This is a genomic window from Burkholderia sp. M6-3 (assembly GCF_050858985.1).
In the GTDB taxonomy this organism is placed as follows: Bacteria; Pseudomonadota; Gammaproteobacteria; order Burkholderiales; family Burkholderiaceae; genus Paraburkholderia; species Paraburkholderia caledonica.
The window spans coordinates 2,006,972-2,027,396 of sequence record NZ_CP110090.1 but is presented as its reverse complement, the minus strand read 5'-3'; the positions used below and the strand labels follow the sequence as shown (position 1 = coordinate 2,027,396).

Annotated in this window: 17 protein-coding genes; 12 read left to right on the top strand and 5 right to left on the bottom strand. The window is 63.7% G+C overall.

The window, feature by feature from the left end:
- Positions 1-190 precede the first annotated feature (190 nt).
- On the bottom strand, positions 191-1,090 hold the full coding sequence (locus tag OH764_RS08755) for a LysR family transcriptional regulator (protein WP_498846490.1): 900 nt from the start codon (positions 1,088-1,090) through the stop codon (positions 191-193).
- A 137-nt stretch (positions 1,091-1,227) separates the two neighbouring features.
- On the opposite strand from OH764_RS08755, the gene OH764_RS08750 reads away from it, so the two are divergent.
- Positions 1,228-1,887: an NADPH-dependent F420 reductase gene (locus OH764_RS08750; RefSeq protein ID WP_498846489.1), complete on the top strand. Its 660-nt coding sequence runs from the start codon at positions 1,228-1,230 to the stop codon at positions 1,885-1,887.
- Positions 1,888-2,007: 120 nt separating this feature from the next.
- Here OH764_RS08750 and OH764_RS08745 read toward each other — a convergent pair whose 3' ends face one another.
- From OH764_RS08745 to OH764_RS08735, 3 genes are all read right to left on the bottom strand, one after another.
- Complete coding sequence (locus OH764_RS08745) at positions 2,008-3,183, bottom strand: substrate-binding domain-containing protein (protein WP_498846488.1); 1,176 nt, start codon at positions 3,181-3,183, stop codon at positions 2,008-2,010.
- Positions 3,184-3,302: 119 nt separating this feature from the next.
- Positions 3,303-4,304: an ABC transporter permease gene (locus tag OH764_RS08740; RefSeq protein ID WP_088174391.1), complete on the bottom strand. Its 1,002-nt coding sequence runs from the start codon at positions 4,302-4,304 to the stop codon at positions 3,303-3,305.
- Positions 4,301-5,932, bottom strand: a complete 1,632-nt coding sequence (locus tag OH764_RS08735) for a sugar ABC transporter ATP-binding protein (RefSeq protein WP_498846487.1) — start codon at positions 5,930-5,932, stop codon at positions 4,301-4,303. Before OH764_RS08735 ends, OH764_RS08740 begins: the two co-directional genes overlap by 4 nt.
- Before the next feature lie 249 nt (positions 5,933-6,181).
- Here OH764_RS08735 and deoC point away from each other — a divergent pair, with 249 nt between their 5' ends.
- The 7 genes from deoC to OH764_RS08700 all read left to right on the top strand — a co-directional run bounded on the left by deoC (position 6,182) and on the right by OH764_RS08700 (position 15,628).
- Complete coding sequence (deoC, locus tag OH764_RS08730) at positions 6,182-7,195, top strand: deoxyribose-phosphate aldolase (RefSeq protein WP_214884343.1); 1,014 nt, start codon at positions 6,182-6,184, stop codon at positions 7,193-7,195.
- 11 nt (positions 7,196-7,206) lie between these two features.
- Positions 7,207-9,594 carry an aldehyde dehydrogenase family protein gene (locus OH764_RS08725; protein WP_498846486.1) on the top strand — a complete coding sequence of 796 codons (2,388 nt, stop codon included), beginning with the start codon at positions 7,207-7,209 and terminating at the stop codon, positions 9,592-9,594.
- A gap of 138 nt (positions 9,595-9,732) precedes the next feature.
- Positions 9,733-10,695: a ribokinase gene (gene rbsK / locus OH764_RS08720; RefSeq protein WP_498846485.1), complete on the top strand. Its 963-nt coding sequence runs from the start codon at positions 9,733-9,735 to the stop codon at positions 10,693-10,695.
- A gap of 34 nt (positions 10,696-10,729) precedes the next feature.
- Positions 10,730-11,803, top strand: a complete 1,074-nt coding sequence (locus OH764_RS08715; protein WP_498846484.1) for an ABC transporter permease — start codon at positions 10,730-10,732, stop codon at positions 11,801-11,803.
- Positions 11,804-11,905: 102 nt separating this feature from the next.
- Positions 11,906-12,910, top strand: coding sequence for an autoinducer 2 ABC transporter substrate-binding protein (locus OH764_RS08710; RefSeq protein ID WP_020066133.1), 1,005 nt, complete (start codon positions 11,906-11,908; stop codon positions 12,908-12,910).
- Between the two features lie 60 nt (positions 12,911-12,970).
- On the top strand, positions 12,971-14,518 hold the full coding sequence (locus OH764_RS08705; protein ID WP_498846483.1) for a sugar ABC transporter ATP-binding protein: 1,548 nt from the start codon (positions 12,971-12,973) through the stop codon (positions 14,516-14,518).
- Between the two features lie 75 nt (positions 14,519-14,593).
- On the top strand, positions 14,594-15,628 hold the full coding sequence (locus OH764_RS08700) for an ABC transporter permease (protein ID WP_087754723.1): 1,035 nt from the start codon (positions 14,594-14,596) through the stop codon (positions 15,626-15,628).
- Between the two features lie 74 nt (positions 15,629-15,702).
- Here the strand turns inward: OH764_RS08700 and OH764_RS08695 are convergent, their stop codons facing one another.
- A complete protein-coding gene (locus OH764_RS08695; protein WP_087754581.1) occupies positions 15,703-16,428 on the bottom strand; it encodes a DeoR/GlpR family DNA-binding transcription regulator in 726 nt (241 codons plus the stop codon).
- Positions 16,429-16,682: 254 nt separating this feature from the next.
- Here OH764_RS08695 and OH764_RS08690 point away from each other — a divergent pair, with 254 nt between their 5' ends.
- From OH764_RS08690 to OH764_RS08675, 4 genes are all read left to right on the top strand, one after another.
- The gene (locus OH764_RS08690; protein WP_498846482.1) at positions 16,683-16,982 is read left to right on the top strand and encodes a DUF2934 domain-containing protein; all 300 of its coding nucleotides are present in this window, start codon (positions 16,683-16,685) and stop codon (positions 16,980-16,982) included.
- 34 nt (positions 16,983-17,016) lie between these two features.
- The gene (locus OH764_RS08685) at positions 17,017-17,283 is read left to right on the top strand and encodes a hypothetical protein (RefSeq protein ID WP_027777092.1); all 267 of its coding nucleotides are present in this window, start codon (positions 17,017-17,019) and stop codon (positions 17,281-17,283) included.
- 162 nt (positions 17,284-17,445) lie between these two features.
- On the top strand, positions 17,446-18,501 hold the full coding sequence (locus OH764_RS08680; protein WP_498846481.1) for a glycosyltransferase family 4 protein: 1,056 nt from the start codon (positions 17,446-17,448) through the stop codon (positions 18,499-18,501).
- Positions 18,502-18,539: 38 nt separating this feature from the next.
- A complete protein-coding gene (locus OH764_RS08675) occupies positions 18,540-20,387 on the top strand; it encodes an HAD hydrolase family protein (protein ID WP_498846480.1) in 1,848 nt (615 codons plus the stop codon).
- Positions 20,388-20,425 lie beyond the last annotated feature (38 nt).

Here is a 20,425-nt window from a genome sequence, read left to right as displayed (position 1 = left end):
CAATGCAGCGAGATTGGCGGCTTTTCGGGGCGCGTTGAGGTGCTGCATGGCGGGTGCACTGAAGGCCCGTTGAGCTGTATTTGAAAGGCTCCGTGCAGACCTGCATTCCAGGGATTCGATACGAGGCCGGGTGTGAGGCCACCGTTTGAGCGCACTGCGCTCCGGTGGGTTCTTCGTACGCTCCCGGTTCTCAAGCGGCAGAGGGCCCAAACTCCGCAACCACCTGGTCGATGAACGTGCGCAGCTTCGGCGTCACACGGCTCGCCGGAAACACAACGTGCATGGTTCGCGGGGGCGCTTCATACCCGTTCAGAAGGTGCACCAGACGGCCCGCCGCAAGGTCGTCCCGCACGGCAACTTCGGGCGCGAGCATGATCCCCGCGCCGTTGAGCGCGGCCGCGACCAGCGCTTTCACGTCGTTGGCCTCGAAACGGCCTGCAACCGGCACGACGTGCTCACGCCCGGCATTGTCGATAAAACGCCATTCAGTTGCGGCCGGCATGCTCGTGAAGGCGAACGCGAGGCACTCGTGCGCGGCCAGCGCCTCGGGCGTCGCGGGCTCACCACGCCTCGCGAGATAAGCAGGCGACGCGCACGCGACCAGCCGGTACGGCATCAACGGCCGCGCGATCAGCGTCGAATCGGACAGCGTGCCGAGCCGGATCGCGGCCTCATACGCCTCGTCGATGAGATCGACGAAGCGGTCGGTCAGCGTCAGTTCCACTCGCACGTCGGGATGCGCTTCCAGGTAACGGGTAATCATCGGGGCGAGGCAGCAGGCGCCGAACGTGACGGGCGCGGTGATCCGCAGGCGCCCGCGCGGCGAGGCCGACAATTCCTGCGCAACCGACTCCGCCGCTTGCGCATCCGCGAGCAGGGCCTTACAGCGTTCGTAAAAAATCTGGCCGATCTCGGTGAGACTCTGACGGCGTGTCGTGCGATTCAGCAGTCGCGCGCCGACGCGCTCTTCCAGCATGCCGACATGCTTGCCGGCCATCTGCGACGAGATGCCGAACGCGAGCGCGGCTGCCGCGAACGAGCCGCTCTCGGCGGTTTTGACGAACACAGCCATGCTGGTGAGCCGATCCATGCACATTCCCCACTGTTGCTTTCGACACTCGTCATTATTTGCGCATTTATCACGCATGAGTTTTGAATCATAGTGCCTGTCAACCGATGAGCGGGTGTTCACCGGAGCGATTCTCAGACATGCATGGAGTGTGGAACATGAAGATAGGCATTCTCGGCGCGGGCTTTCTCGGCCGCGCGCTGGCGACCGTCGCTCAGCGTCACGGCCACGAAGTGATGATCGCCAACTCGCGCGATCCGAACACCCTGATCAGCACGGCGGCGGCGCTCGGCTGCGCGACCGGCACCGCACAGGAGGCGGCGAAGTTCGGCGACGTCGTCGTGGTGTCCGTGCCGTTCGGCCAGATCGGTCATCTGCCGGTTGCGGCACTCGACGGCAAGATCGTGATCGACACCTGCAATCACTATCCGGACCGCGACGGTCCGATCGAAGCACTGCAAAACGGTGTGACGACGACGAGCCAGATGCTCGCCGCCGCGCTGCCCGGCGCGAGAGTCGTGAAGGCGTTCAATGCGATTCTCGCGAAAGATCTCGAAACGGCCGGCACGGCGCCCGGCACGCCGAACCGCCGAGCGTTGCCGCTAGCCGCCGACGATCAGCAAGCGCGGCACGTGGTGAGCGCACTCGTCGATCAATTCGGCTTCGATCCCGTCGATGCAGGCCCGCTCGCGGACAGCTGGCGCTTCGAGCGCGCGAAACCCGTCTACTGCATCCCTTACGACCGGGCGGGCATGGTCGCGGGCCTCGCGGCCGCGCGGCGAGATAAGGAATTGCCGCACGGGTCGTGGCGGCATTGATGTTCCGTTGAATGAATCAGCCAGGCCATGTCGGCAACGGTAAATGCATGACCCGTTCCGCATGCTGCGTCACCTGATCGCCCAACCTTGCGGACGATCACGTGACGCGCTGACCGCAGTTCATCCGCAAGCCGGCTTAGCCTTCTTGCACGCGTCCGCGAGTTGCGGCGGCGGGTCTTTCTTGAACACCGTCTTGTAGGCTTCGAGCACCGTCGACTGAACCACCGGCAAAGACTGCACGCCGATCCATGCGGGCGGCGTCTGTCCGATCAGCGCTTTCATCATCGCCATGGCTTCGGCCACGCCCTGATCATACGGACGCTGCGAGCCGGTCGCCTTCAGCGGTCCGCCCTTGGCGATCTCGATTGCCGACTGAAGACCCAGGTCGACGGTGGTGACGGGAATGTTCACGCCTTGCGCGCGCATCGAAGTCAACGTGTCGAGCGCCGGTTGATCCCACACGGCGAAGAGCCCCTTGACGTCCGGATTGCCTGTCAGAAAGTCGCCCGCAATCTGGCCGACCTTCGACGGGTCCGTGAAGTCGACCTGCTTGATCTTGATGTCCGGACGGTTCTTCTTCATCCACTCGTTGACTGCCTTCGTGCGCTCCTTCGTGCTGAAGTAGTCAACGCCGAAATTGACGAGCCCGATGGTCGCGCCCTGCGGCACGCACGAGGCGAGCACTTTGGCCGCGATCTGGCCGTTGCCTTCGCTGTCGGCGGAAATCATCGACGCGTATTGCTCAGGATGCTTGAGCCCCGTCGGCACGTTGTCCATGAACACGAGCTTGATGCCGGCGGCGGAGACCTTCTTGTACGTCGCAGCGGTCGCGGTGCCGTCGACCGGAATCGAGATGATGCCGTCGGGATGACGTTGGATCGTGTTCTCGATGTCTGCAATCTGCTTGTCGACCTGGTACTCGGCCGACGCAGTGCCGATCACGTCGACGTCGTACTTCTTCAGCGTGTCGGTAATGCCTTGCACCTGCAGTTGCGACCAGTCGAGGTTCATCGTCTGCATCGAAATGCCGACCTTGAATTTGCCCGCTTTCACTTTGGCCGCCTCGGCGGCGGTGAGCTGGACGGCGTCGACCGAAGCGGCTTTCTCGCCGTTCGGTCCCTGGCCGACAATCGACTTCGGTCCGATCGATCCCGCTTGCAGACTGCTCACGCATTGCGCGCCGGCGCTGGCGCAAGCCAGTGCGGCGGCCAGGGCGGCGCTCACAGTCACGACGGCCGCCGCTGACGAACTCACGCCACGTGCCGCCCGGCTTGTCGAGCCATGACAATGTTTCATGTTCTCCTCCGTTGGTCTTTACGTCTGTGTTGAGTCGGGATTAAGTCTCCAGCTGGTCGGGCAACCTCACGCGCGTTTCGCGCCGGGGTCCGCGTTTCACGAGTGATCGGCGTGCCTCGTCACTTCTTCGTAAATGCGACTGCTGCAACGATGATGATTCCCTTGATGACAAGCTGTAGCGACGAACTCACGCCGAGCAGCACGAGTCCGTTGTTCAGCGTGCCGATGATGAGACTGCCGAGCAGCGTGCCGAGCACGAAACCGCGCCCGCCGAACAGGCTGCATCCGCCGAGCGTGACGGAGGCGATCACATCGAGCTCGAGTCCTTGCACGACGTCGGGCCGCGCCGCATGCGAGCGCGCGGACAGCACCAGCGCAGCAAGTCCGGCCAGCACGCCGGTGAGAATGAACGCGAGGGTGGTCACGCGGCGGATGTCGATGCCCGAGTAGCGCGCGGCCGTCGGATTGCCGCCTGCCGCATACACCTGGCGGCCGAATACGCTGTAATGCAGCAGCAGAATGCCTGCGATGACGGCGAGTACCGTCCAGATGATGGGCACCGGCACGCCCGCAATATCGCCTTCGCCGAAGATCGCGATGAACGAGTCGTTGGTGATGATGACCGGCTTCGTGGTCGTGACGAGCAGTGCAAGTCCGCGTGCGGCGCTCAACGAACCCAGCGTCACGAGAAAAGATGGAATGTTCAGCCGCGTGGTCACGAGTCCGTTGATCGCGCCGACCAGCGCGCCCGTGCCGATGCCGGCCACTGCACCGATCAACCAGTGATCGCCGATGTACGCCATCGCGAGCGCGGCGGACATGCCGGATAACGCGAGCGACGACCCGACGGACAAGTCGATCTGCCGCGCGATGATCACGAACGTCATGCCGATGGCGATGATGGAAACCAGCGCGGTCTGCCGGCCGATGTTCAGGAAGTTGTCGATCGAGAGAAACCACGGCGACGCGAAACTGAAGACCACCAGCAGCACAGCGAATGCGATATAGAGCGCGTACGGCCGGTCGCCTTGCAGCAGCAGTTGCGCGATGCGTCGCGCGCGGCTGCGCGGCGCCGAAGCGGCCTGCCGTTCAGCCGTCAGCGGCGAAGCGGAGTCGTTCATGTTGCGTGAGCCCCGTGGGGAGTCCCTTCACGAGACTCGGTGGATGAGCGGGAAAGTTGCAGCAGGTGATGCAGCGCCTCGGCGTTCGCAAGCGAAGCGCGCGCCACGGTCTTGACGATGCGGCCGTCGGCGACGATCGAAATGCGGTCGCATAAGCGCAGCAGTTCATCGAGATCCGAGGACACGACGAGCACGCCGGTGCCGTCGCGCGCCGCCTGATGAATCACGCCGTAAATTTCCTCTCTCGCGCCGACGTCGACACCGACCGTCGGTTCGTCCAGCAGCAGGAGCCTGGGCCGTGGATGGTTCCATTTGGCGAATACCACTTTCTGCTGATTGCCGCCCGACAGGAGTCTGACCGGCGTCGAAGCGCCGGGCGCCTTGACGGAGAACGCCTGCATCGCGGTCTTTGCCTGCGATACCGCAGCCTGGCTGCGCAACCAACCCCAGCGCGAAAACTGCGGCAGGCGCGGCAACGTGAGATTGCGTTCGATCGAATGATCGAGAACCAGCCCTTCAAGATGGCGGTCCTCGGGCACGAGGGCAACGCCGAGCTTGATCGCCTCGGCGGGCTTCAACTGCGAACGCGCTTTGCCGTCGATCGCGATAGTGCCGCTCTCGATCGCGCGAAGCCCGAAGATCGTTTCCAGGATCTCCGTGCGTCCGCTGCCGATCAGCCCCGCGAGGCCATGTATCTCACCTTGTTCGATATTCAGATCGACGTCTTGCAGACGGTCGTTACAGACGCAGGACATGTTCAGCGCCGGTGTAGTCGAAGCACTGGCCGCCGCTGAAGCTAATGGAGACGTTGCCGTGCCGGCCGGCGCACCGGTGCCTTCAACGGCGTTTGCTTTTGCCTGCAAAGCGGCATGCTTCGGCCCGACGATTGCCGCGACGAGTCGTTTCATGTCGGTTTCCGCGACCGCGAACATGCCGGCATTTGCGCCGTCGCGAAACACCGTGACACGCTGCGCGATACGGAATACTTCATTCAGCCGATGTGTGACGTAGATCACGCCCACGCCGCGCGCCGTGACTGTGCGAATCGCGTCGAAGAGAATCCGTTCCTCACCGCCGCTCAGCGCCGAAGTGGGTTCATCAAGAATCAGCACGCGCACGTCGCCCATCAGGGCTTTGCAGATTTCGGTCATCTGCCGGTACGCAAAGGGCAGGGCGCCGACCGGTGTGCGCGGATCGAGCGGAATGCCGTGTGACGTGAGAAACGCGCTGACCGTCGCCATCAACTGGCGATTTTTGACGAAACCGAGGCGGGTGCGAGGCTCGCGCCCGAGCATGAGATTCGCGCCGACCGACAACGATTCGACGAGGCTCAGGTCCTGATAGACGACTGCCACTCCAGCATCACGCGACTGCGCGGGCGAGTCGAACACGACCCGCTCGCCGGCAATCTGAATGACGCCTTCGTCGTACGCATGGACGCCGCTGAGTATCTTGATCAGCGTGGATTTGCCCGCTCCGTTTTCGCCCAGCAGCGCGTGGACTTCTCCGGGCAGGACTTCGAGATCGACGCGGCGCAGTGCCTGTACGCCGCCAAACCGCTTGGTGACGCCGGCCACGCGGAGCAATGGCGTGCGGGGCGATGAAGCGAGCGCGACCGGTTCACTCATCTGGCTTGTCTCCTTCGTCGGCGCAACGAAATTCTATTTGTGTCTGCCGCGATGCGCGCTAGGTGTGTTGTGATCTTCGCATCATGGATTTGGTGCGTCAATAACATTTACGGCGTCACACGCCGTGACATCGTCAAAATGTGACGATCGACGCGTAACGCTTGTGATAATCCTGTCACGCGATGTAGCATAGGCAGGAGTCATTCGCCGGCGCCTCGTTGTGCCGTGCACCAAAATTCCGGACGCCTCATGCCTGATCCTTCTTTCTCGTCGTCGTCTTCGGTCGTCGCATTGCGCGGCGGGCCGCTCGTTCATCCGGTACGCAACCCGGGCATGCCGTTCGACGCGTCATGGCTCGACGGTCTGCGCATCAACCAGTCGGCGGTCGAGCGCCGCACGGCGACACTCGCGACGCGCCGCACCGTCAAGAAAGAGGCGCAGGCCGCCTGGCTGCTCAAGGCCGTCACCTGCATCGATCTCACGACACTCAGCGGCGACGACACCGAAGGCCGTGTGCGGCGCCTATGTGCGAAAGCACGCCAGCCTGTTCGCGCCGACCTTCTCGAAGCGCTTGGCATGACGCCGCAGCGCATCACGACCGGCGCTGTGTGCGTCTATCACCGCTTTGTCGGCGCGGCCGTCGATGCGCTCAAGGGCAGCGGCATTCCGGTCGCGGCGGTGTCGACCGGCTTTCCGGCCGGATTGATTCCTCATCCACTGAAGCTGAAGGAGATCGAGGCCTCGGTCGCGGACGGCGCGGCGGAGATCGACATCGTCGTCACGCGTGAATATGTTCTCACCGGCAACTGGCAGGCGCTTTACGACGAAGTCCGCGAATTCCGCGCGGCCTGCGGCCCCGCGCATTTGAAAGCCATTCTCGCGACCGGCGACATTCGCACGCTGTCGAACATCGCGCGCGCGTCGATGGTCTGCATGATGGCCGGCGCCGACTTCATCAAGACATCCACTGGCAAAGAAGGCGTGAACGCGACGCTCGACGTGTCGCTCGTCATGGTGCGCATGATCCGCGAATATCACGAGCGCACCGGCGTGCCGATCGGTTTCAAGCCGGCAGGCGGCGTGTCGAGCGCGAAGTCGGTGCTGTCCTATCAGATTCTGATGAAGGAAGAACTCGGCCGCGCCTGGCTCGAACCGGAGCTCTTTCGCATCGGCGCGTCAAGCCTGCTTGCCGACATCGAGCGGCAACTCGAACATCACGTGAGCGGCCGTTATTCCGCTTTCAACCGTCACCCCGTAGCCTGAAGCAGACCACCATGAGCGTAGCGGAGTATTTTTCTTCGATGGATTACGGTCCCGCACCCGAGGACGATCAGCCCGCGCGCCAATGGCTCGCGCAACATGACGCGCGTTTCGGGCATTTCATCGGCGGCGCGTGGCATGCGCCGGCGAACGGCGCGCAGTTCGTCTCACATGCGCCCGCAAGCGGCGAGCGACTCGCCGATATTGCGCAAGGCGACGCGGCCGATATCGACGCCGCGGTTGCCGCCGCGCGCGCGGCGCAGCCGGGCTGGCTCGCGCTCGGCGGCAAGGGACGCGCGCGGCATCTGTATGCGCTCGCCCGCATGGTGCAGCGGCATAGCCGGCTCTTTGCGGTGCTCGAAGCGCTCGATAACGGCAAGCCGATCCGCGAGACGCGCGACCTCGACGTGCCGCTGGTCGCGCGTCACTTCCTGCATCACACGGGCTGGGCACAGTTGCAGGACAGCGAGTTCGCGGATCATGCGCCGCTTGGCGTGATCGGCCAGATCGTGCCGTGGAATTTTCCGCTGCTGATGCTCGCATGGAAGATCGCACCCGCTATCGCAACGGGCAATTGCGTCGTGTTGAAGCCGGCCGAATACACGCCGCTGACCGCGCTCCTGTTCGCCGAACTCGCGCATCAGGCCGGCCTGCCCGCAGGTGTGCTGAACGTCGTCACTGGCGACGGCTCGACGGGCGCAGCGTTGGTCGAGCATCCGCAAGTCGACAAGATTGCGTTCACCGGTTCGACCGAGGTTGGCAAGCTGATCCGCTCGGTCACGGCGGGATCGGGCAAATCGCTGACGCTCGAACTCGGCGGCAAATCGCCATTCATCGTATTCGACGACGCCGATCTCGACGGCGCGGTCGAAGGCGTGGTCGACGCCATCTGGTTCAACCAGGGGCAAGTCTGCTGCGCGGGCTCTCGTTTGCTGGTGCAGGAAGGCGTCGAGGCACGCTTCATCGCAAAGCTCAAGCGCCGCATGGAGACACTGCGCGTGGGTCCGTCGCTCGACAAGAGCATCGACATGGGGGCGATCGTCGATCCGGTGCAACTGGAGCGGATTCACTCGCTCGTCGAAATCGGGCGGCGCGAGGGATGCGCGATCTGGCAGGCAGCGGATACCGCATTGCCCGCCAACGGCTGCTTTTATCCGCCAACGCTCGTCACTAACGTTGCGCCCGCATCGACTCTTGCACAGGAAGAGATCTTCGGTCCCGTGCTCGTCACGATGAGCTTTCGCACGCCCGACGAAGCGATCGCGCTCGCGAACAATTCACGCTATGGACTCGCCGCCAGCGTGTGGAGCGAAACGATCGGCCGCGCGCTCGATGTCGCGCCGCGGCTCGCGGCGGGCGTCGTCTGGGTCAACGCGACGAACCTGTTCGATGCGGCCGTCGGTTTTGGCGGGTATCGCGAATCGGGCTATGGCCGCGAGGGCGGACGTGAGGGCATTCACGAATATCTGAAACCGCGTGCGTGGCTCAATCTTCCGAAGCGCCAGCCGGTTAGCACGGCGACGAATGCGAGCGACGATCGTCAGGTTTCGAATCTTGCGTTGATCGACCGCACGGCCAAGCTCTTTATTGGCGGAAAGCAGGTGCGTCCGGACAGCGGCTATTCGTTGCCGGTTCATGCGCCCGATGGAACGCGGGTCGGCGAAGTGGGTGAGGGCAACCGCAAGGACATTCGCAACGCGGTGCAGGCGGCGCGTGCGGCGCAAAAGTGGTCGCAGGCTAGCACGCATAACCGTGCGCAGGTGCTGTTCTATCTTGCGGAGAATCTGGCGGTGCGTGCGGACGAATTCGCGCATCAACTGACGGTGCGAAACGGCGCGACGGATGCCGCGGCGCATGCGGAGGTGGAAGCCTCGGTCACGCGTCTGTTCACCTACGCGGCGTGGGCCGACAAGTTCGATGGCGCAGTGCATACACCGCCGCTGCGAGGTGTCGCGCTGGCCATGCACGAGCCGCTCGGCGTGATCGGCATCGCATGTCCGGACGAGGCGCCGTTGCTTGCTTTCGTTTCGCTCGCGGCGCCGGCGCTGGCAATGGGCAATCGCGTGGTGGTGTTGCCGGGCGAGGCGTGTCCGCTCGCGGTGACGGACTTTTATCAGGTGGTCGAGACGTCCGACGTGCCCGGCGGCGTAGTGAACATCGTCACGGGCGAACGGGAAGCGCTGCTGCCGGCGCTCGCGCGTCACGACGACGTGGACGCGGTGTGGTCCTTCGGCAGCGCGGCGGATGCGACGCTGATCGAGCGTGAGTCGGTCGGCAACCTGAAGCGCACCTTCACCGACTACGGCCGCCAGTTCGACTGGTTCGACCGTGCAAGCGAGGGCCTGCCGTTTTTGCGTCAGGCCGTGCAGGTGAAGAACATCTGGATACCGTACGGAGACTGACCGCGCAGCCAATGCACGCCAACCAGAAAATGGAGGAGACAACGTGCTGAACACTCATTACCTGCAGTTGAAGAACGACATGGTGCGGCACGCGCCGCATCGCGCTGCGATGAACACCTCGCGAGGAGGGCTGCGTTCATGAGCTCGCAGCCACAACAGAGCGGACGCGTCGTCATTCTCGGTATCTACGTGACCGATCTGACGTTTCGTGCGGCGCGCATGCCGCTCGTCGGCGAGACCATTGCGGGTTCCGCATTTGCGATGGGGCCAGGCGGCAAAGGCTCGAACCAGGCAGTCGCCGCGGCACGGGCGGGCGCCGAGGTCGTGTTCTGCACGCGCATCGGCAACGACGCATTCGGGTCCATTGCACAAGCAACATGGGCGCGCGAAGGCATCACGGCGCGCGCCTCGGTGGTCGAAGGCGTCTCCACGGGCGCCGCGCATATTTTCGTCGACGACACCACCGGCATGAACGCCATTATCGTTGCCGCGGGCGCGGCGGGGACGCTGAGCGCGGCCGACGTCGATGCCATCGAAGCCGATATAGCGGGCGCGCGCGTCTTCGTCACGCAACTCGAACAGCCGCTGGCGGCCGCGCGGCGCGGCCTGGAAGTGGCACGCAAGCATGGGGTCACGACCGTCTTCAATCCTGCGCCTGCATTGCCGCTCGACGACGACATCTTCCCGTTGTGTGACTACATCACGCCGAACGAAACCGAAGCCGCCGCGCTGACGGGCGTGCCGATCGCGAACGTCGACGATGCGCGGCGTGCAGCCGACGTATTGCTCGCGAAAGGCGTCGGCACCGTGATCGTGACGCTCGGCGAGGGCGGCGCATTGCTGCATGACGCGACCCGATCGATATGGTTGCCTGCGTTCCGGTGCGGTGCGGTGGTCGAAACCGCCGGCGCGGGCGACGGCTTCACAGGCGGCTTTGCGGCCGCTCTCGCGCGCGGCGAAGACGCGATTTCCGCCATGCGTTTCGGCTGCGCGCTCGCGGGCATATCCGTCACGCGCGCGGGCACGGCGCCTTCAATGCCGACGCTCGCCGAAGTGAACCGTGTACTGAGCGAGTCGGCTCAACCAGCGCAGGCTTCGTAATCATTCGTGCAGTGTCAAGGAGATCGTCAGCGCCATGAAGTCTTCGTTTGCTGCGGGAAAACTGTTTGCCGACCGGCAACTTAATTTTCTGCTGATCGTCAACGTGCTCGTCGTGCTGGTCGCGACGTGGCTCTCGCGCGGCCAGTTTGTAGACATCGACAATCTTCAGTCGATGGGCGGCCAACTGCCGGAACTCGGCTTGCTCGCGCTCGGCATCATGCTCTCGATGGTGTCGGGCAACGGCGGCATCGACCTGTCCGGTGTCGGGCTCGCGAATCTGTCGGGCATGGTCGCCGCGATGCTCGTGCCGCGCCTCGTCAACGGTGACGATTCGCCGGTGCTGTACACGTCGCTCTTCTGCGCGATCGTGCTCATGATGGGGCTGCTGGGCGGCCTGCTCAACGGCGTGGTGATCGCGCGCCTCAGACTCACCCCGATTCTTTGCACGCTCGGCACGCAGCTTCTGTTTACCGGCTTTGCGGTTGTGATCAGCAACGGCGCGTCGGTGCATGTCGATTATGTCGAGCCGTTGTCGGATATCGGCAACGGCACCGTGTTGCAGGTGCCGATTGCCTTCTGCATCTTTCTTGCCGCAGTGATCGTTCTCGGGTGGCTCCTCAAGCGCAGCCCATTCGGCTTGCGACTCTATCTGATGGGCACGAATCCGAAGGCCGCGTTCTACGCGGGCATTCCGCGCGCGCGCATGCTGATCACCACTTACGCGATGTGCGGCGTGCTGGCCTCGCTCGCCGGTCTGATCAGCGCGACGCACACCTCCAGCGCGAAGTGGGACTACGGCAACTCGTATCTGCTGATCGCCATCCTGATTGCGGTGATGGGCGGCGTGAATCCGGCCGGCGGCCATGGTCGCATTATCTGCGTGTTCTTCGCGGCGACGGTACTGCAGTTTTTGTCGAGCCTCTTCAATCTGCTGGGCGTGTCGCAGTTTTTCGGCGACTGCGCGTGGGGCTTTTTGCTGCTGCTGTCGCTGGCGTTCGCGGGCGGTGAACGCGTGCGGGCGATTTTCGGTCTGGGCGGTGGAGGAGGCTCCACCCAGCCCGCGAAGACCGCGGCTTCCGGCAGTGCGGGCGCGACGCAGAGGCGGTAACGCAATAGCGGGTTCTCGGTAAAGGCGGACAGGTTGCCCTGCCTGTTCGCGACGGCTGACACGGCCAGCACGGGCGACATCGAACGATAAAGGAGACTTTGCATGAAATTGACTCGACTGGGCGCCGCGCTCGCAGCAGCCGCTCTTACGGTGGGCGTGATCGCCGCGGCGCAGGCCGCGACCAACGAGACGATTGTCACGGTCGTCAAGGTGACGGGTATCAACTGGTTCAACCGGATGGACGAAGGCGTCAAGGAGTTCGCGAAGGACAACCCCGGCGTGACCGCGTACCAGACGGGCCCCGGCCGGGCGGATGCGGCACAGCAACTGAAGATCATCGAAGACCTGATCGCGAAGAAAGTGAACGCGATCGCCGTCGTCCCCTACGATCCGCCGACGCTCGAACCAGCGCTGAAGAAGGCGATGGATCGCGGCATCAAGGTGGTCACGCATGAAGCGGACAACGCGAAGAACACGATGGTCGACATCGAGGCCTTCGACAACACCGCTTATGGCGCCGGTCTGAATGAACGCCTTGCTTCGTGCATGCACAACGAGGGCAAGTGGGCCGTGCTGGTCGGCTCGCTCGGTAGCCGCTCGCAGGTCCAATGGGCCGACGGCGGCATCGGCAACGCGAAGGCCAAATACGCGAAGATGAATCTGGTCGAGCCGAAACTCGAAACCAACAACGACGGCGAGCGCGCCTATGAAGTCGCAAAAGAAGTACTGCGCAAGCATCCGGACCTGAAGGGCTTCCAGGGTTCGTCGTCGCTGGATGTGATCGGCATTGGCCGTGCGGTCGAAGAAGCGGGCATGCAGGGCAAGATCTGCGTGTACGGTACGGGTCTGCCGACCGAGGCCGGCAAGTTCCTCGAAAGCGGCGCGATCAACGGCATTGCGTTCTGGGATCCCAAGCTTGCCGGCATTGCGATGAACAAGGTCGCGAAGATGCTGGTGGACGGCAAGACCGTGGAGAACGGCGCGGATCTCGGCATTCCGGGCTACACGAAGGTGACGGTCGCGAAGGGTCCGGGCAAGGGCATCATCGTGCGTGGCCAAGGCTGGGTGAATGTCGACAAGTCGAACTACAAACAGTATCCGTTCTGATTCCGTTGTTCACTTCGGGGCGCGTCCGGCGGGCGCGCCCCGGCACCGCGACCGATCATCATGAATCAACAAGAAGTATCTTCCGCGCCGTTGTCGCAACCTTTCCTGGAAGTGGTCGGCGTGCATAAGCGCTTTACCGGCGTACATGCATTGCGTGGCGTGAGTCTCTCTTTCCAGCGCGGGCAGATCTATCACCTGCTCGGCGAAAACGGCTGCGGCAAGAGCACGCTGATCAAGATCATTTCCGGCGCGCAACCGCCGGACGAGGGCCAACTGGTTATCGAAGGCGTGCCGCACGCGCGGCTGTCCGCGCTCGAGGCGCTCGCCGCCGGCATCGAAACCGTATATCAGGATCTCTCGCTGCTGCCCAACATGAGCGTCGCCGAAAACGTCGCGCTCACGTCGGAGCTTGCGACACACGAAGGACGGCTCGCGCGTACCTTCGATCGCCGCGTACTCGCCGCCACCGCCGCGCGCGCGCTCGAAGCCGTGGGCCTGCCCGGCAACAGCGAGTTTCAATCGACGCTGATCGAGCAATTGCCGCTTGCGACGCGCCAGCTCGTCGCCATTGCCCGCGCGATTGCGAGCGAGGCGAAGTTCGTCATCATGGACGAGCCCACTACGTCGCTCACGCAAAAAGAAGTCGACAATCTGATCGCAGTGCTCGCGAACCTCCGCGCGCAAGGCGTGACGGTGCTGTTCGTGAGTCACAAGCTCGACGAGTGCTATGCGATCGGCGGCGAAGTGATCGTGTTGCGCGACGGACAGAAAATGGCGCAAGGGCCCATTGCTGGGTTCACCAAGGCGCAGATCAGCGAACTGATGACGGGCCGCCATCTGTCGAATGAACGTTACCGCGAGAGCGCGCATGCGCAGGACATCGTGCTCGACGTGCGCGGCTTCACGCGCGCGGGGCAGTTCAGCGACGTCTCGTTCAAGCTGCACGGCGGCGAGATTCTCGGCGTGACCGGGCTGCTCGATTCCGGGCGCAACGAGCTTGCGCGCGCGCTGGCGGGCGCCGCACCGGCGCAATCGGGCGACGTGCTGCTCGACGGGCAGCAGATCGCGCTGCGCACGCCTTCCGACGCGAAGCGCCATCGCATCGGCTATGTGCCCGAAGACCGCTTGAACGAAGGCCTTTTTCTCGACAAGCCGATTCGCGACAACGTGATCACCGCGATGATTTCGAGCCTGCGCGACCGCTTCGGCCAGATCGACCGCACGCGTGCTCAAGCGCTCGCGGAACAGACCGTGAAGGACTTGCAGATCGCAACGCCTGGCGTCGACAAACCGGTGCAGTCACTATCGGGCGGCAACCAGCAACGCGTGCTGATCGGCCGCTGGCTCGCCATCGACCCACGCGTGCTGATTCTGCATGGACCGACTGTGGGCGTGGACGTGGGCTCCAAGGACATCATTTACCGGATCATGCAGCGGCTGTCGCAACGCGGTATAGGCATCATTCTGATCAGCGACGACTTGCCCGAACTTCTTCAGAACTGCGACCGCATTCTGATGATGAAGAAGGGCCGTGTGGCTGCGGAATATCGCGCCGACGAACTGAGCGAAGCCGATCTGTATCACGCGCTGCTTTCCGAAGCGGCATAGAGGACGTCAACCGCCATGAACTCGCGCATCCCGTCGCACATCGACTCGTCCAGCGACTCGCCCAGCGCATCGCCAATGAAGCAGACCATGACCACTCCCACCGTCGTCGAAATCGCGCCGAGCGTCGAAGCGCCAGGGTTGCGCACGCGGCTCGCGCGCAACCCCGAGTGGTTCACCGTAGCGCTGATCGTGGTGACCTGCCTGATCGTCGGCGCAATCAATCCACGATTTTTCCAGTTCGCAACGCTGTTCGACCTGCTGCATTCGGCGACCACGATGTCGCTGTTCGCGCTCGGCACGCTCGTTGTACTTGCATCGGGCGGCATCGACGTGTCGTTCACCGCGATCGCCGCGCTGACCATGTACGGCATCACGAAAGCCGTGTTCGCCTGGTGGCCGGACGCGCCGTTCGCGTTGATCCTCGTCACCGGTGCGCTCGGCGGCGTCGTGCTCGGCATGGTGAACGGACTGCTGGTGCATCGGCTGAAGGCGCCTTCGCTGATCGTCACGATCGGCACGCAATATCTGTATCGCGGGCTTTTGCTGACGTTCATCGGCACGACGTTCTTCATGAACATTCCGCACAGCATGGATCGATTCGGGCGCATTCCGCTGTTTTTCTATCACACCGCGGACGGCTTGCGCGCGGTGCTGCCCGTGTCGGTCCTCGCGCTGGTCGCGGCCGCGGTCGTCACATGGTGGCTGCTGAATCGCACAATGATGGGCCGCGCCGTCTACGCGATGGGCGGCTCGCTGGCGATTGCCGAGCGACTCGGCTACAACCTGCGCGCGATCCATCTGTTCGTGTTCGGTTATACAGGCATGCTCGCGGGCATCGCGGGCATTCTGCACGTGTCGAACAACCGCCTCGCGAATCCGTTCGATCTGGTGGGTTCCGAACTCGACGTGATCGCCGCAGTCATTCTCGGCGGCGCCCGCATTACGGGCGGTACGGGTACGGTGGTGGGAACGCTGCTAGGTGTGGTGCTGGTCACGCTCATCAAGAGCGTGCTGATTCTCGTCGGCGTACCGAGCACCTGGCAAAAGGTGATTATCGGCGCGTTTATTCTGCTTGCCGGGACGCTCTTCGCGCTGCAGCGCAAACGCTGAGCATCTGCGGCTGGGCACGCGCTGCACTTCGCATGTATCGAAGCGCAGCGCGGGAACGCAAGGGAAAATCTGCGCTATCTGCGCTTGCGGTGCTCCTGGCCGCGCTCGGTGATGATCGAATCGAAGTCGTCGATCTGCGAGAAGCGCACGGCCTTGACGACGCCGAACTTGCTCATGTCCACCACGAGGTGCCGTTCGACGGCGCTCGCCATTGCCGCCTGTTTCAGCGCGACTTCGTGAAAATTCCAGCACGTCACGCCGCGCGCGGGGTCCACGCCGCCCGCTGAAATAAACGCCTTGTTGATGCCCATGCGGCGCAGCATCTCAAGGCTTTCCTCCCCCGCAAACGAATCCGACGAAGGCACGTACACGCCGCCTAGCAGGATCATCCGCACATTTGGCTTGCGCCGCAAAATCTCGGCCACGTTCAACGAATAGCAGACCACCGTGACATGCCGCTCGGGGGGAATGAGCCGCGCGAGCGTGGTGAGCGTCGTGCCGCAGTCGATAAAAAGCGTTTCGTTGTTGCCGATAAGCCCCGCGGCGATTGACGACGCCTCCGCCTTGGCCTGCGCGAAGTGGTCCTTTTCCTGTTCGAGCGAATAGCCGGCGTTGTTCGGCACGTCGGTCGCGCTGACGATGTAGCCGCCGAGATACGTGAAGCGATCCGAGTTGGCCGCAATGTCGCGGCGCACCGTCATTTCGGACACGCCCAGCAAAGCCGCGGCGTCGCGCAGACGCATCACGTTTTGCCTCGTCAAGGCATCGGCGAGAGCGCGAAGACGATCGGGTTTCGGCATGGGAATCCTGGCGCGAGGGCAGCGTGAGCGGCGTTATATTTGAATCAGAACTGCTGAAAGAATTATAACAACTGGCCGGTGCTACGGCGAGCGCGCCAGCGCGAGTCTGTGCGAATCCTGGCAAGTGTTTTCAAGTATCTGCGACTCGGCGTCGAGTTTCACCGTTTGACACATGGGAACGTGCTTTGCTGGGTCACGTGCGCGGCCGCCGCGTGGCGCGCGTGCGTCGACTCACAACCCGTATGGAGATTGCAATGGCAGGCTTACCGGTCGAACCGACAGTAGAGGACCGAATTCGCAAGCGCGCGTATGAACTGTGGGAGAGCGACGGCTCGCCCGAAGGGCGGCCCGACGATTACTGGCTGCGCGCCCAGGCACAGATCGAAGCGGAAGGCGACGCGGGCGACGCCGAGCCGCCGATTGCGGCGGAACAGTCGGGCAAGGGCCGACGCGCGGCGGAGGCAATCGACGACGAGAGCGTGGAAACATTGGAAACCGCGCAGCCCCGCACCTCCGCGAAGACGCGCGGCAACGGCAGCGCGAAGCGCAGCTAGCGCTGCATAACCACCACACGCGGGAGAAGACATCATGGACTTCGAATATGGAGGCTGCATCGTTCATGTCACGGCAGGCGTCGACGACGGCGCGATCGTCGCGCACGTGAGGATCGAGGTGACGCAAGGCGCCGTGAGTTCGAGCGACGATACGCACGATATGGAGTTTCATCGCGATTTCGTCGACGAGCATGAGGCGATCGAATTCGCGCGCGAGCGGGCGACGGACTGGATCGACGAGCACGTCGAGCGAGTCGAGCCCGCATCGCCCGCCGACGGCTACAGCGGCCCGATAGCCTAGCTGCCCGTCACCCGCCATAACGTTTAAATTTCATCGCCGACCTGTACATTTTTCCAACGACGACAATCTTCCAACGACGACAATCGCGGCGGCTCACACGCGACATTGCCGGGCATGCACGATGCGGCGCGCTACGCATCGGTTCGTCGAGCGGAGCAACGCATGCGCATCGCCCAGGTGTCACCGTTGTACGAGAGAGTTCCGCCCGTCGCTTATGGCGGCGTGGAAAGGGTGGTGGCATGGCTGGTGGACGGCCTCGTCTCGCTAGGCCACGACGTCACGCTATTTGCAACGGGCGATTCCCGCACCCGGGCACGACTCGTCTCGGGCAGCGATTGTGCGATCCGCCTGATCGAGGATACGGCCGACGCGCAGGCATTTCACTTCGCGATGCTCGAGGAAGTGGTACGGCGCGCGGATGACTTCGACCTCGTCCATTTTCACACCGACTACACGAGCTTTCCGTTCGCACGGCGATTGGGATGCGCGTCGCTGACCACCTTGCACTGGCGACTCGACATACCTGGCTTGAGCGCGTTGTATCACCAGTTTGCCGATATGCCGGTGGTGTCGATTTCTGAGGCGCAGCGCGCGCCGCTTCCATGGCTCGACTGGCGCGCGACCGTCCATCATGGCTTGCCTGCCGATCTGCTGCGTTTTCATGAAGAGCCGGGCGACTATGTGGCGTTTCTCGGTCGCATCTCGCCGGCCAAGCGGCCCGACCGCGCAATAGAAATCGCGCGGCGCGCGGGCCTGCCGTTACGCATCGCCGCAAAAATCGCCCACGATGACCGCGAGTATTTCGAGCGGGAGATCGCCAGCCTCTTCGAGTTGCCGCACGTCGAGTATTGCGGGGAAGTCGACGACGCGCGCAAAAACGACTTTCTCGGGCAGGCACGCGCGTTACTTTTCCCCATCGACTGGCCCGAGCCTTTTGGCCTCGTGATGATCGAAGCGCTCGCCTGCGGCACGCCCGTGATCGCGTTCAACAACGGCGCCGCGCCGGAAATAGTCGAACACGGCGTGACGGGTTTCCTCGTTGATTCCGTTGACGAAGCAGTGGCCGCGCTCGCGGAAATCGGCACGATCGAGCGCGCTGCATGCCGGGCGGCATTCGAGCGCCGCTTCACCGTCGAGCGGATGGTCGATCAGTACTCGCGCATTTACGAAGCGATGCTGCGCGGCACTCGCGGCGCGCAATCGGGGCAGAACGACTGAAGCAAGCCGAAACGAAACAGCACTACGGAGCGTCTTTCATGCGATTTCTTGCCATTGCGACCGACTACGACAACACCCTCGCATCCGACGGACGCGTCGCCGACGCAACGTGGGATGCGCTCGACCGCCTGCGCGCCTCGGGCCGCCAGGCGATCCTCGTGAGCGGCAGGGAGATGGACGACCTGCTCGCCGTCTGCCCGCGGCTCGACATGTTCTCGCGGGTGGTCGCCGAAAACGGCGGTGTGTTGTACACGCCGGCGACGGGCACACGGCGGCTCCTGGCGCCGCCGCCGCCGCCCGTTTTCGTCGATGAACTGAGGCGCCGTGGCCTGCATCATTTCAGCGTCAGCGAAACGCTCATTGCGACGATGAAGCCCGCCGAGCAGATCGCGCTTGCCGCGATTCGGGACCTGGGACTCGGCTTGCAGATCATCTTCAACGGCGAGGCGGTCATGATCGTCTCGCCGGGCATATCGAAAGCAAGCGGCTTGCAGGAGGCGTTAAGCGAACTGGCGCTGTCCGCGTTCAATGTGGCGGGAGTCGGCGACGCCGAGAACGATCATGCGCTGCTCGACGCGTGCGGGTTTTCGGTGGCGGTTGCCAATGCTCTGCCGGCCCTGAAGGAGCGCGCCGATATGATCACGAGCCAGGCGGCGGGCGCGGGTGTCGCCGAACTGGTCGACGCGCTGGTAAAGGACGACTTGCGCGAACGGGCGAGCATGACGCCGCGCAGTCGCGTCCTTGTTGGACATGCGCGCGACGGCGGCGGGCTGGCCGACCAGTATTGCGCGGCGCATGGCACGGTGGCGCTGCTCGCCGGTGAATCGGGATGCGGCAAGTCGACCGCCTGCGCGGGCCTGCTTGAACGGTTGGCGGGTATGCACCAGCAGTTGTGCATCATCGATCCAGAAGGCGACTACCAGAACGACGAGGACACGATCGTAGTCGGCGATGCGCACACCGCCCCGCTGATCGAGGAAGTCGTGCAGTTGCTGCTGCGCCCTCCGCGCGCTGCGGTAGCCGTCAATCTGCTGCGCGTGCCGCTGCCCGAGCGGCCCGCATTCTGCGCGTCGTTGCTACTCGAAGTGCAGCAGTTGCGCGTGCGAACCGGGCGGCCGCATTGGCTCGTGTTCGACGAGGCACATCATCTGTTTCCCGCTGGATGGGCAGGGGCCAGCCAGACCATTCCGCAGACGCTTGCGACCGCGCTTGCGATCACGGTGTCTCCGCAGCAACTCGACGGCGCGTTCCTGCGCCAGGTGAATCTGATGCTCGCAATGGGTCCGAGCGCGGGCAAGGCCGTGCGGGAACTTGCGAAGGCGACGGATCGCACTGTGCCGAACGTCGACGACATGCTCGGGCAAACGCAGCTGCAACCCGGCGAGGCCGTGCTATGGCGTCTTACCGAGCCGGCGCCCGAAGGTGTGATCCGGCTGGAACCGGGCACGAAGCACCGGCTCAGGCATCGGCGAAAATATGCGGAAGGGCTGTTGATTCCCGAGCGCAGTTTCTATTTCCGCGGGCCCGAGAGCGCATTGAATCTGCGCGCGCATAACCTGGTACTGTTCGTGGAGATCGCGGAGGGGGTCGACGCCGCTACGTGGCAGTATCACCGCGAGAAGGGCGACTATTCGCGGTGGTTCGAAAAGGAAATCGGCGACCCGGATCTCGCGGCGCAGGCGCGGCAGATCGAGCAGGACACTTCGCTCGATGCAGCCGGGAGCCTCGCGCGAATCAAGGCTGCGGTGCAGGAACGCTATACGCAGCCAGAGAATCCGTCGATGCCGGCCGTGCTGACCACGAAGCGTGAAGCATCGGCGCCCGACGATTCGGTGACCGACGATTTGAAGCCCGAAACCTCGGCTCAAAAGGATGGCGCGGCGTAGTGGAAGATGTTACGGATACCGTAATAAATCGGCGTGTG

Excerpts from the sequence above, each read along its gene's own strand:
- OH764_RS08755 (WP_498846490.1), bottom strand. The coding sequence starts at position 1,090 with ATGGATCGGCTCACCAGCATGGCTGTGTTCGTCAAAACCGCCGAGAGC.
- OH764_RS08750 (WP_498846489.1), top strand. The coding sequence starts at position 1,228 with ATGAAGATAGGCATTCTCGGCGCGGGCTTTCTCGGCCGCGCGCTGGCG.
- OH764_RS08745 (WP_498846488.1), bottom strand. The coding sequence starts at position 3,183 with ATGAAACATTGTCATGGCTCGACAAGCCGGGCGGCACGTGGCGTGAGT.
- OH764_RS08740 (WP_088174391.1), bottom strand. The coding sequence starts at position 4,304 with ATGAACGACTCCGCTTCGCCGCTGACGGCTGAACGGCAGGCCGCTTCG.
- OH764_RS08735 (WP_498846487.1), bottom strand. The coding sequence starts at position 5,932 with ATGAGTGAACCGGTCGCGCTCGCTTCATCGCCCCGCACGCCATTGCTC.
- deoC (WP_214884343.1), top strand. The coding sequence starts at position 6,182 with ATGCCTGATCCTTCTTTCTCGTCGTCGTCTTCGGTCGTCGCATTGCGC.
- OH764_RS08725 (WP_498846486.1), top strand. The coding sequence starts at position 7,207 with ATGAGCGTAGCGGAGTATTTTTCTTCGATGGATTACGGTCCCGCACCC.
- rbsK (WP_498846485.1), top strand. The coding sequence starts at position 9,733 with ATGAGCTCGCAGCCACAACAGAGCGGACGCGTCGTCATTCTCGGTATC.
- OH764_RS08715 (WP_498846484.1), top strand. The coding sequence starts at position 10,730 with ATGAAGTCTTCGTTTGCTGCGGGAAAACTGTTTGCCGACCGGCAACTT.
- OH764_RS08710 (WP_020066133.1), top strand. The coding sequence starts at position 11,906 with ATGAAATTGACTCGACTGGGCGCCGCGCTCGCAGCAGCCGCTCTTACG.
- OH764_RS08705 (WP_498846483.1), top strand. The coding sequence starts at position 12,971 with ATGAATCAACAAGAAGTATCTTCCGCGCCGTTGTCGCAACCTTTCCTG.
- OH764_RS08700 (WP_087754723.1), top strand. The coding sequence starts at position 14,594 with ATGAAGCAGACCATGACCACTCCCACCGTCGTCGAAATCGCGCCGAGC.
- OH764_RS08695 (WP_087754581.1), bottom strand. The coding sequence starts at position 16,428 with ATGCCGAAACCCGATCGTCTTCGCGCTCTCGCCGATGCCTTGACGAGG.
- OH764_RS08690 (WP_498846482.1), top strand. The coding sequence starts at position 16,683 with ATGGCAGGCTTACCGGTCGAACCGACAGTAGAGGACCGAATTCGCAAG.
- OH764_RS08685 (WP_027777092.1), top strand. The coding sequence starts at position 17,017 with ATGGACTTCGAATATGGAGGCTGCATCGTTCATGTCACGGCAGGCGTC.
- OH764_RS08680 (WP_498846481.1), top strand. The coding sequence starts at position 17,446 with ATGCGCATCGCCCAGGTGTCACCGTTGTACGAGAGAGTTCCGCCCGTC.
- OH764_RS08675 (WP_498846480.1), top strand. The coding sequence starts at position 18,540 with ATGCGATTTCTTGCCATTGCGACCGACTACGACAACACCCTCGCATCC.